This is a genomic window from Pseudoduganella sp. R-31, from assembly GCF_049913235.1.
Taxonomy (GTDB): domain Bacteria; phylum Pseudomonadota; class Gammaproteobacteria; order Burkholderiales; family Burkholderiaceae_D; genus Rugamonas.
Genome location: NZ_CP183986.1, coordinates 1080595 through 1094555, shown reverse-complemented (window position 1 = coordinate 1094555; position 13961 = coordinate 1080595). Strand labels below are relative to the sequence as shown.

The following is a 13961-nucleotide window of genomic DNA, read 5'->3' as shown; positions in this document are numbered from 1 at the left end:
CTTCCTTACTTGATGATGCGGGTGACGGTTTGGGTGGTGACGGCGCCGTTGCTTTCCGTATTGCGGATCTGCACCGGGTACCAGTCAAGGCTGGGCGCCAGCCAGATATCGAGCCTGGCGCTGTAGCTGCCGGGCTTGGGCGGGCGCGCCAGGTGCCAGGTGATCAGCTTGCCCATCCGGGTTTCCAGTTCATCTTCGCCGACCAGCAGGAAGCTGTAGACCTGGGCATTGCGGTCTTCGCCGACCAGGATGTCCATCGGCTTGCCGAACTGGTTGACGTCCGCGCGGCCGATGCCGGCCAGCTGGAACAGCACCGTGGCGCGGTCCTGCGCTCCCGCCGCCAGTGGCACGCTGCGCTCGCTGGCGGAGAAGGTGATCTTTTGATCCTGCTGGTTGAAGTGGGTAGCGGTGGCCGATCGGTTGCGGCGCGTCTCGGTGAATTTCGCCGGGGCGATGCCCGTGTCGTTGATCGTGCCTTCGCTGCTCACCTCCAGCAGCTTGACGCGCGCAATCAGCAGGCTGATGCCGACTTCCTGCGTCGCCTTATACGTGGCGCCATCGGTCTCCCAGCCAATATTGGCCGAGCCGCTCCAGTTGGTGCCGTCCGCGTCCTTGCGCCTGACGTCCAGTTCGAACCGGGCCGACGGCGGCAGCGCAACTTTCCAGCGCTGGACGCTGGCTCGCGGCTCGGCTTTCGGCGCGACTTCAGGCTGCGGCTGCGCGGATTCTACGGCAGGCGTGGCGGGCGCAGCGCCCGATTGGCCGTCCGGCGCAGCCGCTTCCGGCTCCGCAGGCACGGCTGGTCCTGCGTCGGCCGGCGCGCTGTCGGCAATCGGTGCCGCTTCTTCGGGCGGCGGCGCAGGCTTGGGTGGCTTCGGTTTCGGCTTGGGCTTCGGTGGCGGCGGCGCTTCGACCGGCTCCGGAGCGACCGGTTCAGGCGGCGGTGGCGCCAGGCGCAATTCCGCGCTGATGACGTTTTTTTCAGCATCGCGTTCGCGCTCCGCCGCGCCAATGCGGCCGCTGACCCAGTTGATCGTCATGAAATGCAGTGCCACGGTGGCTGCGCAAATGGCAATGATGCGGCGTGGGTGGCGTGGAAAAGAAACGATCGTCATGGTCGCTAGTTTAACGTGCCGGCCCCCGATTCCGCTGACAGCACGCTCAATGGCATAATTTGCTGGATATTCTGACAAGGAGTCCCGATGTCCCTTTTGCGCCAGCGCGGCCAGGCCGATTCCGGCAAGGTCGGCATGGTCGAGCTGTTCTTCGATCTTGTGTTCGTGTTTGCCGTCACCCAGCTATCCCACACCCTGCTGAAAAAGCTCGATGCGCAAGGCGCGCTGCAGGTCGGTCTGCTGTTCATGGCGACGTGGTGGGTGTGGATCTACACGGTCTGGGCCACCAACTGGTTTGACCCGGAAAAGAAGTCCGTGCGCGCCGCCCTGTTTGCGCTGCTGGTAGCCGGTCTGCTGATGTCGGTCTCCATCCCGCGCGCCTTCACCGACATGGGCTGGCTGTTCGGCGCCTCGATCCTGGTGCAGCAGGTGGGCCGCACGCTGGCGATGCTGGCGGCCAGCCGCGGCGAAGATGCCGCGCTGCGCTGCAATTTCGTGCGCATTGCCTTGTGGCTTGGCGCCAGCGGCGCGCTATGGCTTGCCGGCGGCCTGGCGGAGCCGGCTTCGCGCATGGCATGGTGGCTCGGCGCACTGGCGGTCGACATGCTGGGGCCGGTCATGTTCTATTTCGTCCCTGGACTGGGCCGCTCCACCCTGGCCGACTGGAACGTGGACGGCAGCCACATGGCCGAACGCTGCGCCCTGTTCGTCATCATCGCGCTCGGCGAATCGCTGCTGGTGACCGGCGCCACGTTTGCCGACCTGGCCTTCGATCCGCTTACCGTCTTGGCCTTCCTGCTGGCGGTCGTGGGCTCGATCCTGATGTGGTGGCTGTATTTCGACCACGGGCTGGAACAGGGCCACCACCGCATCGTGCATTCGCAAACGCCGGGCCGCCATGCACGCAACAACTACACCTACCTGCACATTCCCATCGTGGCCGGCATCATCGTCGGCGCCGTCGGCGACGAGCTGGTGCTGAGCCATCCCCAGCATGGCAGCCCGGCAGCGCTGGCCGCCATCATCGGCGGCCCGCTGCTCTTCCTGTGCGGCACCGCCGTGTTCAAATGGCTGGCGCATACGCGCGCCTGGCCGCCGCTGTCCCATTTGCTCGGCATCGCGCTGCTGCTGGTGCTGGGCGTCCTGTCGATCGTGCTGCACCTTTCCCCGCTGCTGGCCACCGGCGCTTGCGTCGCCGTGCTGCTGCTCGTTGCTGTCTGGGAGAGCTGTGTGCTACGCTAAACAACCTACCCTCGGAGACCCGATATGAGCAATCCACAAATGCCCCACATCCCCGGCGCTGCAGTGATGACGGATACGCTGGACTTCGTAAAATCGCTGTGGGGAAGCATGGGTGTGCCAGGCATCAGCATTCCCGGCATCGCCGCCCCGACGCTGTCGGTGGATGACCTGGACAAGAAAATCAGCGAGCTGAAAGCGGTCGAGTCCTGGCTCAACCTGAACGCCACCATGCTGCGCTCGAGCATCCAGGCGCTGGAAGTCCAGCGCGGCACCATCGCGGCGTTGAAGTCGATGGGTCAATCGCTGGCCGCCGCCGTGCAGCAGGCGCCGCACAACGATCCGTTTGCCAAGCCGGCAGCCGCTGCGGCCGCCAGGCCAGCGGACAAGCCTGCCGGCGACGCCGCCAAGCCGGCCGAAAAACCGGCCGATGCCAAGCCTGCCGCGCACGACACTGCCAGCGCCGCCGCCAACCAGATGGCCAACCCTGCCGCCTGGTGGAACCTGCTGCAAGAGCAGTTTGCGCAAGCCGTCAGCACGGCGATGGCCCCCGACCCGGCCGGCAAGCCGGCCGAAGCAAAGAACGGCGCCGCCCATGACGCCGGCAAGCCTGTCGCCAAACCGGCAGCGCGCAAGCCGGCAAGCAAGCGCGCCACGAAGGCCGCCAAGCCTTAATTCAGCTTCTGGATGCGGATGGCCTCGATCAGGCCATCGTCATCGCGCTGGACCTTCATGATATTGATCAAGCCTTCGTCTTCCAGGGCCTTGGCCGCGTCATGCGCGGACTGGAAGGATTCGATGGTGTCGCCCTTGGCGCTGACTGGACGAATCCAGGCGGCAGCCCCCACCTTCATCTTGTTATAGACCTCTTTGGCGATATCGCGCATGGATCACTCCTTGTCGTGGTCATCTTTCATGGCGGCCGTCAGCTCGGCTTCGATTTCTTCCGCCGACATCCGGCCGGGGATCAACTTCTGCAACTGCTCGATCAGCTGCGCAAAGCGCTGCTGGCCCGGCGCAATCCGGTCAACGTGCATCAAGACATCATTCGCTTCGGCCATCAGGGCGTCGTTATAGCCCTTGGCCTGCATGTGGGAGATCAGGACCTGGGCGGAGTTGAACAGGATCCGCATATTATCCGGCAGGCCGCGGCGCGCTTCGCGCATCCATTCGACCGCGTCATCGAGCTTGTTGGTCTTCCATAGCAGCACGCCCTTGTTCATCATCTCGGACGCTTCCTTGCGCGCCGTGCTGATCAGGGCTGCGCCTTCTTCACCCATGCGGGCCTTGTCGAAGATGCGCTGCACTTCATCGTGGATCACGGTGTTTTCGTCGTTGTTGCGCACCACGTAGCACAGCAACTTCACCGGCGCATCCTTCACGCCGACGGCAAACAGCAAGGTCGCCATTTCCAGGCAGGTTGCGGTGTCGGGCCGCTCGCTGTCTTCCTTCAGCATGGTTTCCAGTTCGTCGCCGGACTTGCGCGCGCGCCGGTAATCGCCGCTCTCGTGGTACACCAGGCCCTCCGTGATCTTGGAGCGCAGCTCCACCATGCCCCCGGAGAAGTCGCGCTGGGCCGCGGCCAGCAGCAGCAAGGCTTCCTTGGCGTCGTTCTTCTGTCCCAGCACGCGCGCCAGGCCGAAGTAGGCATCCACGGTCTTCATGATGGAGTATTCGCCGATCTGCAGGCACTTGCGGAAAGCCCGCTCGGCCAGCGCGATATTCCCCAGCTTGAGCGCTGTCGTGCCCAGCGCGCGCTGGCGCGGCACCGAATTGGGCGACATCCTGGCTGCGCGCTCGAGCACGTCGCAGCTTTCCTCGATGCGGCCCATGTTCTGCAGCGACTTGGCCAGCTGGTCGTAGGCATCCAGGTAAAAACGGTTCTCGGCGATCACGCCCTGGAACATCTGGCGCGCGGCCTCGTTCTCGCCGTTGGCCATGCGGATCTTGCCGACGCCGGTGCGGGCCCAGTTGAAGTCGCGTTCCTGCAGCACCTTTTCGTAGACCAGGCGCGCCTGCTCGGTCTCGCCGGCTTTCAGCAGCAAGGTGGCGCGCATGCGCATCAGGTCGACCTCATGCAGCTTGTTGCGGCCGGCCGCTTCGGCGCACAAGCGGGCCGCGCGCAGGTAGTCTTTTTCCAGGTAGGCCTGGTCGATGTCCTGGAATATCTGCTTCTTCTGCCAGGCGCGGTTCAGGCGGGTGAGCAGGACGCCTTCGGTGATCGGCTTGATCAGGTAGGCATCCGGCTGGTGCTCGGCGGCGCCCATCACGGCCTCCACGCTCTTCTCGGCGGAGACCATCAGCCACACGCAGCTTGGCATCAGCAGGCCGCGGATGCGGGCTTCTTCCAGCACGTGCTGGCCGCTCTTGCCTTCGCCGAGGTTGAAATCGCACAGGATGACGTCGTACTGGATGCGCGCCAGCAATCCGATCGCCTCGCCGCCGCTCGATGCCTGGTCGATGTGGCGCGCACCCAGGCTGCGCAAGGCTTCGCGCAGCAACTGGCGCACGCCGACAAAGTCGTCCACGATCAGGTAGCGCTTGTCGGCCCAGTTGACGCCCGGTTCTTTTTCCGGCGCCGTTGCGACGGGCGTGGTGACGGCTGGCGCGTTCATGGCAAGCGCAGGATGAAACAGCCGCCGCCCAGCGCGCCGCCGTTTTCCAGCGCGATGCTGCCCTGGCGCTGGCGATGTTTGTGGGACTTGGCTACTTCGCTGGCGAAGTAAAGTCCAAGGCCGCTGCTGTTGGCCAGGAAGTTGATGCCCTGCCCTGTCACTTGGCCCGCTTCCAGCATATTGGGCGGGAAGCCGGCGCCGTTGTCTTCCACCCGTGCCTCCATGAAGCCATCGTCTTCGCGGATGGTAAGGGCGATGCGGTCGCGCGTGTAGCGCACGGCGTTGTTGATTGCGTGCGCCAGCAGGCCTAGCACCAGGTCTTCGTCCAGGGTCCAGATCAGGCCGGGCGGCGATTCGGTGTCGAACTGGATGCCCTTCGATTGCAGCAGCACGCGCTGCTGGGCCACCAGCTGGTCGACCAGCTCACTGACCTGCACCGGGGCCGGATCGAAAGGATAATTGGGGCGGCCGACTTCCTTGTAGAGCGCAAGTAGCTGGATCAGGTGGTCGTTCAGGCGCTTGGATTGGTACAGCATTTGCGCCATCTGCGGATAGGCTGGATTGTCTTGCGCGGAATCCCCTGCCTGCACAAGCAGGTTCTCCAGCGTGCCGGTCAGCACGCTGATGGAATTCTTCATGTCGTGCACCGTGGAGGCGAGGAACATGAACAGCTCTGGCGAGCCGGCGCGGTCTTCCATGGATTCTCCAGCCATTGGATAGGAGGCCATTATAGCTTGCGGCGCTGCTTGAGCAGGAAGCGTCCGGGGTCCAGTGCGGCGGCCAGTGTTGCTTCGATGGGAAGGGGTTCGTCTTCCAGTTGACAGGCCAGGATTTCCGCTGCAAGCGGGGCCCAGATCAAGCCCCGGCTGGCGTAGCCGAGCAAGGCATGCAGGCCCGCGTGGCGCGGCAGGTCGCGCAGGCGTTCGGTGCGGGCCTCGCCGGCGCTGTCGGGCAGCGGCCCCACCAGCGGCAGGCGGTCCGGGGCCATGGTGCGGAATCCTACCCGGCCTTCCAGCGGGGCGCCTGCACCGTGCGGGCTGCCGAGGATTTCTTCCGCGCGCAGCAGGTTTTCATCCTGGCTGGATTGCCACAGCTGGCGGTCGCTGGACTTGTCGTAGGTGGCGCCGACGCAAACGATGCCGTCCACCGGCGGCGTCATATAGGCTTCGCGGCAGACCACCAGCTTGAGGCTGGGAAAGCTGCCTTCTTCCAGGTGGGTGACCTGGCCGCGCATGGTGTAGAGCGGCAGCGCGCGGGCCTGCTCGAGCGCAGTCGCGCCGGCGCCGTTTGCCAGCACGACCGTCGGGGCCGCGGCGAGCAGTCGGCCCCGGGCGTCGCATACGCGCCATTCATCTTGCACGCGCTCGATGTGCAGGGCTTCGCTATGGAAGACGCGGCGCAGCTTGTCGCCGCAGGCTTGCAGCATTGCGCGGCAGGCGGTAGCGGGCGTAGCCCAGCCGCCTTCGGGGAAGTGCCAGGCGCCGTAAGGAGTCGGCGCGCCCAGCATGGCGCTGGCCTGGACGGCGTCGAGCCAGCGCACGTACCGCTCGGGGTAGCGCCAGGCGTCGACGACGTCCTTTTGCAACCGGGCGTGCTCGGCATCGCGTGCCAGTTGCAGCACGCCGCACCGGTTGCCGCGGATTGCGCCGGCTTCCGCATCGGGACCGGGTGCGTGCGGATCGAGGCCGCCCAGGTGCTGCCAGGCGCGCTGCGCGTACAGGTACGCCGCGCGCGCCAGGCGGGTCGGAATATTGTCGTCTTTCGACAGCAGAGGCATGAAGATGCCGGCGCGGTTGCCGGAAGCTTCCTGCGCAGGGGCGCCGTGGCGTTCGATCAGGGTAAGCTGCCAGCCGCGGGCTGCCAGGCGTTCGCAGGCGGCGCTGCCTGCCACGCCTGCACCGATGACGATGGCGCGGCGCTCGGGCGAGGGGGCGCGCGGCGGCTGGGGCTTGCGGCTGGTGTAGGCGGCATGTTGCCACTCGCCTTCAGGTTCGCCGGTGACGGTGAAGCCGGCGGCGCGCAGGGAGCGCAGCGCATGTTCATCGGGCCGGCGGATGCGCAGCGTGGATGCGGGCGCTGCGAGGCGTTGCAGGGCGCGGATGTGCTCCAGCGGCCGGTCGATAATGAACTCGTCGACACAGGCCACGATTTCGGGCAGCCAGGCTTCGGCAGGACCGGCGAGCAGGTCGAGCGTCAGGCGTTCCGCAGGCAGGTGCAGGCGGTGCAGGCCGGGGACGTCGACCGGCCACTGCGCCGCCAGGGCGGCCACGGCCTGCGCCAGCGCGGCAAGCACGGACAAGCCGGGAACGGAGGGCATGATCGCGAGATAATGCAGATGGCTAGCGCCGGCGCCGCCAGCCGCGGAGCGGTGGCGGGCGAGGGTTGCGAGGAACTGGGCGCCGCTGCCAAACGCGGTGTCGAGGACGACGTGGCGCGAATCAGCCACCGTGCTGGCACTCCTTGTATCGGAAGCATGCGAGGTCATGGTCGTTCACCATCCCGATCCCCTGCATGTAGGCATAAATGATCGTCGACCCGACAAACTTGAAACCGCGCCTGGCGAGGTCCTTGGAGATCCTGTCGGACAGTTCGGTGCGCGCCGGGCGCTCGCCCTGCGCTGTGATGCGATTCACGATCGGCTTGCCGTCGACATAGCCCCATAGCAGCGAAGACAGGCTGCCGCCCTCTTCCAGCAGGCGCAGGTAGGCGCGCGCATTGGTGATGGCGGCGTTCACCTTGAGCCGGTTGCGCACGATCCCGGGATCGGACAGCAGCTGCGCGACCTTCGCCTCGTCATAGGCGGCAATCTTGCGCGCGTCCCAGCCATCGAACGCCGCGCGATAGTTGTCGCGCTTGTTGAGGATCGTCTCCCAGCTGAGGCCCGCCTGCGCGCCTTCGAGATTCAGCATCTCGAACAGGCGCAGTTCGTCGCGGCATGGGACGCCCCACTCCTGGTCGTGGTAGGCGATATAGCGTGGATTGTTTGGATTGGCCCAGGAACAGCGATGTGTGCTCATTGGGTGATTATAGTGCGCTCGCCAAGGCTGGTCACGATGCGCGCTTCGCCGCGCTCGATGCATTGGCCAAGCTGGTGCACCAGGCGGGGGAACAGTTCTTCCGGCTGCGTCGCTTCAGTGGCATGCACGGCAGTCCAGGCGTCGCGCCCGGAATGCTTGGAAATGTACAGACCCAGGTCTGCCAGCTCCACCACCTGCGACCAGGACATCAGGCGCGGGTGCGACGGCAGGAAGGGATAGCAGGCAAAGCCGATCGAGCAGGTGCGCGCCAGCCGCGTGCCATCCGGCAGGACGAATTCACGCGACGACACTGCCTGGCGGATGCGCTCCGCCACCACATGCGCGCCGCTGCGGCCGGTGGCGCGCGCCAGCACCAGGAATTCTTCGCCGCCCCAGCGCACCAGGTAGTCCGACTCGCGGAACACCTCGCGCAGGCGGTCCTTCATCTGCACCAGCACCGAGTCGCCGGCAGCGTGGCCGTGACGGTCGTTGACCTCCTTGAAGTGGTCCAGGTCCACCATGTAGAACACCAGGTCGCGGTCGGCCACGGCATCGGCTTCCGAGGCCGGGCCGTCGTAGCCTCGCAGGCTGAGCGCGACGTCCGACTCCACGTGCTGCAGGAAGAAGCGGCGATTGCGCAAGCCGGTCAACTGGTCGGTCAGGCTCACCTCTTCCAGCGCCTTGTAGGCCCGCTCCAGTTCGAGATTCTTTTCCAGCAGTTGCGCCTGCGCGGCGGCGTTGTCCAGCGCGATGGCGCCGTAGGCGCACAGGGTGCGGAAGATCAGGCGCTCCCGCTCACCGTAAGCGCGCGGCAGCATCGACTGCACGGTCATCACGCCCAGCACGCGCTCGCCGATCATCAGCGGCGCAAACAGCAGCGTGAGGGTAGGCAGGGTGCCGGGGATCAGGTTGGGCGTGTCGCACTTGTCTTCGATTTCGATCAGGATTTCATCGCGCTCGCGCACGCAGCGCGCCGTGTTGAAGTGCGGATCGGACAGCGCGATGCGCGTCGGCGGCAGCGGCAAGCCCATTTCCACGCCAAACGCGCAATGCAGGAAATCGCCGTCCGTCTCCAGAAGGAAGATCGAGAAGTGGGTCGAATCAAGCAGGCCGTGCACGTGCCGGTCCAGCGCGCGAAACACGGCCGAGGCATCGAGTTGCGCAGTGATTTCCTGGCCAATCGCGGACAGGTGGCTCAGCGTGGCGCTGGTCTGGGCCAGCACCTCCGCGCGCTGCGCCTCGGCGGCGGCAAGCTGCCGATCGCGCTCGGTCTGGTGCTGGACCTGCATTGCAATCGCGCGGTTGGTCGCTTCCTGGCTGTTGCTGCGGTCGCGCGCCGCATTGGCCTGCAGCGAAAACTCATAAGCGCGCGCGAAGTCGCCAACGGCCGCATATTCGCGCGCCACGGCATCGAGCAGTTCGCCGGGAACGATATAGCCGTCGATGGTGGCGGCAATCATCAAGGCCTCGCGCAGGTACTGCAGCACGGACATCGCGTTGCCGGCGTGGATATCGGCCAGGACGCGCAAGGCCGCGATCTGGCTGAACGGGTCGTTCAGCTCGCGCGCCAGCGCCAGCGCCGACATGGCGGCGGCCTGCGCCTCCTCCATTCGCCCCAGTCCCGCCAGCGCATGCGCCTGGCCGCGCCGCGCGCAACTATGGAAATCGCTCTGCGCCAGGGCATGGCCGCGCAGTTCAAGTTCGCGGAAGCTGGCCAGCGCCGCCTCATTGTCGCCAAGGTCCAGCGCCAGGTCGCCCTGGTATTCCAGCGCCATGACGAAGGCGCGCGAACCGGACAAGGGAGCCAGCATCTGCAGCGCATCGCGCAGCAGCGCTTTTGCCGCCGGCCGCTGGCCGAGGTGGCGCAGCGTTTCAGCCGATTGCATCTGGCTCAGGCCGATACACATTGGCCAGCCGGTCGGCCGCGCCAGCTCCAGCCCGCGCTGCATCCATTCCAGCGCGGCGTCGTGCGCATTCAGGCGCGTGAAGGCGTTGCCGATATTGGTGGCGAGGATCACGGCGCGGCGCACCTGGCCGGACACCAGGGCCGCTTCAAACGCCGCAATCAGGTGCCTGATGGCGCGGCCGAACTCCGCCGCCTGGAATGCCGCCGTGCCGAGATAATCCGAAATCGATCCCGCGACCACCGGATGGCGGCCCGCCAGGTCGATCGCAAAGCGCTTGCTCCAGCGCTCGTTGGCAGCCGGCGCATTGCGGAACACGCTGAACAGCGCTGCCAGGCTCTCGAAAACATCGATGCGCATGGCGTCGCCGGAGGCGCGGGCATCTGCAATGGCCAGCGCCAGCTCGTTGTCGCAGCCGGCCGAGTCGCCGCGGTCGACGGCGACCCAGGCCAGTAGGCTGTGGGTGTCTGCAGCACCCAGCCGGTCATTGTGGCGGGCAAATTCCAGCATGGCGCGTTCGGCAATGGCGATGGCGGCGTCGAGCTCGCCCGCGAGCCAACAGTTTTCAGCCTTCAGCAGTTCCCAGCGCGCTGCCAGCACACGCCTTTCCGCCGCCGGCAAAAGATAGGCAAGCGGAGTTGCTTCGGCGACAAGTTGCGCCGAACGCACACCATCGCGCTGTCGCAGGTGCCAGGCCAGCCGGGATAGCAATTTCAGGCGGCGTTCGCCCTCAGCAAAAGGCAATTCTGCTTCCCACAGGGCCAGCTCTTCGTCGAGCGCGAACAAATCCACTACTTGATATCCTTGAAATAGGTGTTGCAGCATGGAATCATACCGCACGACCGGACTTTTTGGTGTTCAAGTAGCTTAAGCACTGCAAGGCTGACGACGCCGCGGCTGCCCGCGGCTGGCTGTCAGCGCCGTTCCGGCTTGGTACTGCGGGTGCTGGAATCCGGCTTGTTGCCGCCTGTGCTGCCATGGTCGTGGCCACCGGCTTCCGTTTGCGGCATGGTGCCCGCGCCGCTGCTGCCCTCGGTGCCGCTGCTGCCCACCGTCGCGCTGCTGCCCTTGATCGCGGCATTCAGCTGCTCGGCATTGTTCAGGTGCTGGTGGATGGTTGGCTGCAAGCGCGTGGCCAGCGATTTCAGTTCGCTGTCCTGGGCTGTCGATTCCGCCTTGCTCACCAGCTGGTGTGCTTCCTTGTGGGCTTGCACGCCGGCCTGCTCCATATAACTGCGGTCGAACTTGTCGCCGGAGAGTTTTTCCAGCTTGGCGGCCATGGCCTTATGCTTGGCATCGAGCTCGGTCGGCAAGGTCAGGCTGCGCGCAGCCGCCACTTTGCGCACTTCTTCCAGCCCCTTGGTATGGTCGTCGACCATTTGCTGGGCGAAGCTCTTGACGCGGTCGCTCTGGGTCTTTTGCAAGGCCAGCTTGGCTGTCTCGATTTCCGCCATATTGGCCAGGGCCAGGTCGGTCAGCATCTTCTGGTCCGCTTTGGCCAGGCCTTCCGCCCAGGCGCTTCCGACGCCAAGCAGGGCCGACAACACAGCTACACGCATGAAATTGTTCATCGCATCCTCCGTGACTGAATAGGCAGGAAAATATTTTAGGCAGGATGGAATAAGCTGGCCACACGCTACGTATACGCAATACTCATCACTCACGGAGGACAAAATGAAAGCTATCGTACTGACCCTGGCTGCCCTGCTGAGCACTGCCGCTGTTGCCGCCGAACCGCTGAAAAAAGCTGACGGCGTGTACGTCGATGCCGCCGGCATGACCGTCTACACCTTCGACAAGGACGTTGCCGGCAGCGGCAAGAGCGCCTGCGTCGATGGCTGCCTGAAAAACTGGCCTGCCGTTGCCGCCAGCGGCGAACTGTCTGCGCCGTGGTCGGCCATCACCCGCGAAGACGGCAGCAAGCAACTGGCCTACAAGGGCAAGCCGCTTTACCTGTTCGTCGGCGACAAGAAAGCCGGCGACCGCGCAGGCGACAACGTGAAGGATATCTGGCACGTCGTCAAGGATTGAGCGCATGCAGGAAATGCATGAACGCTTGCTGGCCTGCCTGCCGCGCCTGCGCCGCTATGCGCGGGCGCTGACCGGCGATAGCGCCAGCGCGGACGACCTGGTGCAGGACACCGTGGAACGCGGCTGGGAGCGCATCGCCCAGTGGCGCCCGGATGGTGACTTGCGCGCCTGGTTGTTCGGCATCATGCACAACCTGCACGTGGACCAGGTACGGCGCTCGCCGCCGCCGGCCATGGAGCTTGATGACGCGGACCTGCCGGCCGCGCCGCCCACGGCGGGACTCGACTTGCGCGACCTGGAGCGCGCCTTGCAGCAGCTGCCGCCTGCCCAGCGCGAGGTCCTGCTGCTGGTAGCGCTGGAAGAAATGCGTTATGAAGAAGTGGCCGCCACGCTCGATATCCCGCTTGGCACGGTGATGTCGCGCCTGAGCCGCGCGCGCGAGAACCTGCGCCGGCTGATGACGGGGCAGCCGCCGGCCGTCAATTTGAAGGTTGTGAAATGAACGAAGCCGAATTGCAAGCCTGGGTTGATGACCGCCTGCCGCCGGATCGGCAAGCGGCGGTCGATCGCTACCTGGCCGACCATCCCGCCGAAGCCGGCCGGCTGCAAGCCTACCGCGAGCAGAATGCCGCCCTGCACGCGCTGTTCGACGACGTGCTGGACGCCGATGTTCCGCAAGCGCTGCACCCGGCGCCGCCTGGCCGGCCCGGCCCGGCCAACAGTCCTGCCCGGGCCATGCCAGCCTGGCGCCGCATGGCCGCCATGCTGGCGCTGGCCGCCGGCGCGGGGGTGATCGGCGGCGCGGCCGGGTGGACGCTGCGCGGCGCGGGAATGGATGGCAGCAGCGGACTTGCAACCGGCAGCCCGGTCCAGCCCCTGGCCTCCCTGCCGCGCGAAGCCGCCATCGCGCACGCCGTCTACACGCCGGAAGTAAAACACCCGGTCGAAGTCGGCGCCGACCAGCAGCAGCACCTGGTGGCCTGGCTGTCGAAACGCCTGGGCAAGCAACTGCGTCCGCCGCAACTGGCGCAACAGGGTTATGAGCTGGTGGGAGGAAGGCTGCTGCCCGGCGGCACGGGCCCGGTTGCCCAATTCATGTACGCCGATGCCGGCGGTCAGCGCCTCACGCTCTACGTCAGTTCCGGCCAACAGCAAAACCGCGACACGGGATTCCGGTTCGCGCAGGAAGGCAACGTGGGAGTGTTTTACTGGATCGACGGCAGCTTCGGCTATGCGCTGTCGGCTGCCGTCGGGAAGAAAGAGCTGTCGCAGGTCGCGAACGCGGTCTACGAACAGCTGCAGCCTAATTAGGCATGCGGCGGCCGGCTTCGGTGATACGGTTACGCATCACTTCCGGCGCCGCAGGCCCTGGCGCGAACATGTAGTCCTCGTCATTGATGGCCAGGCCGCTGTTGGCATCGACCAGCACCTGGTCGGCCGGCTTGCCGGTTTCGCGGCTCACCACCAGCAAGCTGGCGCCTTCCGGCGACAGGTGCTCGTTACCCCAGGCGATGAAGGCCAGCAGCACAGGCTTGAAGTCGCGGCCTGCCTTGGTCAGGATGTACTCATAGCGCGGCGGGCGGGTGCTGTACTGGCGGCGCTCCATCAGGCCGCCCTCGACCAGGCCGGCCAGGCGACGGGTCAGCATGTTCGGCGCAATCTTCAGGCTCTTCTCGAATTCATCGAAGCGGGTCAGGCCGTAAAACGCATCGCGCAGAATCAAGATGCTCCACCACTCGCCTACCTTGCCGAGGCTACGCGCGATCGGGCAGGGCATTTGGCCAAAGTCGGTATGTTTCATGTTGCCTCCTAGTCAGTTGGTTTAATTTAACCAGTTGAATGCTTCAGACTCAATTGAACCGCGAAAACACCCCTAAAAGACTCACCAAAAATCACTCTTGCAAGGAACGTAGCTATCTTCTTTCCATTCGGCGTTGTTGCGGCGCACTTTACTTTTGCCAGAGGAGAGAATGCCTTTGCTCAATGTGAAATGCGCAACATTTTTTCAAACATGGGCATAATAAGCAACACGGCCCCACC

14 protein-coding genes are annotated in these 13961 nt (G+C 65.4%); 5 read left to right on the top strand and 9 right to left on the bottom strand.

All coding sequences use genetic code 11. The features are described from left to right. Positions 1 to 5: 5 nt before the first annotated feature. Positions 6 to 1115, bottom strand: a complete 1110-nt coding sequence (locus ACN9MY_RS05045) for a DUF3108 domain-containing protein (protein WP_426336912.1) — start codon at positions 1113 to 1115, stop codon at positions 6 to 8. An 87-nt stretch (positions 1116 to 1202) separates the two neighbouring features. Between ACN9MY_RS05045 and ACN9MY_RS05040 the strand changes: the two genes are divergently transcribed. Together ACN9MY_RS05040 and ACN9MY_RS05035 are read left to right on the top strand one after the other, a co-directional pair. Continuing rightward, on the top strand, positions 1203 to 2357 hold the full coding sequence (locus ACN9MY_RS05040) for a low temperature requirement protein A (RefSeq protein ID WP_426320887.1): 1155 nt from the start codon (positions 1203 to 1205) through the stop codon (positions 2355 to 2357). Between the two features lie 24 nt (positions 2358 to 2381). Continuing rightward, complete coding sequence (locus ACN9MY_RS05035; RefSeq protein ID WP_426336911.1) at positions 2382 to 3029, top strand: PhaM family polyhydroxyalkanoate granule multifunctional regulatory protein; 648 nt, start codon at positions 2382 to 2384, stop codon at positions 3027 to 3029. Here the strand turns inward: ACN9MY_RS05035 and ACN9MY_RS05030 are convergent. From ACN9MY_RS05030 to ACN9MY_RS05000, 7 genes are all read right to left on the bottom strand, one after another. Beyond that, on the bottom strand, positions 3026 to 3241 hold the full coding sequence (locus ACN9MY_RS05030) for a hypothetical protein (protein ID WP_426168048.1): 216 nt from the start codon (positions 3239 to 3241) through the stop codon (positions 3026 to 3028). The genes ACN9MY_RS05035 and ACN9MY_RS05030 overlap by 4 nt on opposite strands. Before the next feature lie 3 nt (positions 3242 to 3244). Beyond that, positions 3245 to 4969, bottom strand: a complete 1725-nt coding sequence (locus ACN9MY_RS05025; RefSeq protein WP_426336910.1) for a response regulator — start codon at positions 4967 to 4969, stop codon at positions 3245 to 3247. Continuing rightward, on the bottom strand, positions 4966 to 5667 hold the full coding sequence (locus ACN9MY_RS05020; protein ID WP_426336909.1) for a sensor histidine kinase: 702 nt from the start codon (positions 5665 to 5667) through the stop codon (positions 4966 to 4968). The genes ACN9MY_RS05025 and ACN9MY_RS05020 overlap by 4 nt, the downstream gene beginning before the upstream one ends. A 29-nt stretch (positions 5668 to 5696) precedes the next feature. Continuing rightward, positions 5697 to 7454: an FAD-dependent 5-carboxymethylaminomethyl-2-thiouridine(34) oxidoreductase MnmC gene (gene mnmC, locus ACN9MY_RS05015; protein WP_426336908.1), complete on the bottom strand. Its 1758-nt coding sequence runs from the start codon at positions 7452 to 7454 to the stop codon at positions 5697 to 5699. Beyond that, complete coding sequence (locus ACN9MY_RS05010) at positions 7408 to 7986, bottom strand: DNA-3-methyladenine glycosylase I (protein ID WP_426320874.1); 579 nt, start codon at positions 7984 to 7986, stop codon at positions 7408 to 7410. Before ACN9MY_RS05010 ends, mnmC begins: the two co-directional genes overlap by 47 nt. Continuing rightward, the gene (locus tag ACN9MY_RS05005; protein WP_426336907.1) at positions 7983 to 10682 is read right to left on the bottom strand and encodes a diguanylate cyclase; all 2700 of its coding nucleotides are present in this window, start codon (positions 10680 to 10682) and stop codon (positions 7983 to 7985) included. The genes ACN9MY_RS05010 and ACN9MY_RS05005 overlap by 4 nt, the downstream gene beginning before the upstream one ends. Positions 10683 to 10804: 122 nt before the next feature. After that, the gene (locus tag ACN9MY_RS05000) at positions 10805 to 11461 is read right to left on the bottom strand and encodes a DUF4142 domain-containing protein (RefSeq protein ID WP_426320870.1); all 657 of its coding nucleotides are present in this window, start codon (positions 11459 to 11461) and stop codon (positions 10805 to 10807) included. A 103-nt stretch (positions 11462 to 11564) separates the two neighbouring features. Here ACN9MY_RS05000 and ACN9MY_RS04995 point away from each other — a divergent pair, with 103 nt between their 5' ends. The 3 genes from ACN9MY_RS04995 to ACN9MY_RS04985 are packed head-to-tail and all read left to right on the top strand — an operon-like array spanning position 11565 to position 13232. Further along, positions 11565 to 11921 (top strand): COG4315 family predicted lipoprotein, encoded by a 357-nt coding sequence (locus tag ACN9MY_RS04995; protein WP_426336906.1) that lies wholly within the window; start codon positions 11565 to 11567, stop codon positions 11919 to 11921. Between the two features lie 4 nt (positions 11922 to 11925). Further along, complete coding sequence (locus tag ACN9MY_RS04990) at positions 11926 to 12423, top strand: RNA polymerase sigma factor (protein ID WP_426336905.1); 498 nt, start codon at positions 11926 to 11928, stop codon at positions 12421 to 12423. Continuing rightward, positions 12420 to 13232 (top strand): anti-sigma factor family protein, encoded by an 813-nt coding sequence (locus ACN9MY_RS04985; protein WP_426336904.1) that lies wholly within the window; start codon positions 12420 to 12422, stop codon positions 13230 to 13232. The genes ACN9MY_RS04990 and ACN9MY_RS04985 overlap by 4 nt, the downstream gene beginning before the upstream one ends. Here the strand turns inward: ACN9MY_RS04985 and ACN9MY_RS04980 are convergent. Next, positions 13225 to 13722, bottom strand: coding sequence for a winged helix-turn-helix transcriptional regulator (locus tag ACN9MY_RS04980; RefSeq protein ID WP_057264480.1), 498 nt, complete (start codon positions 13720 to 13722; stop codon positions 13225 to 13227). The two genes, ACN9MY_RS04985 and ACN9MY_RS04980, sit on opposite strands and share 8 nt — an antisense overlap. Positions 13723 to 13961 lie beyond the last annotated feature (239 nt).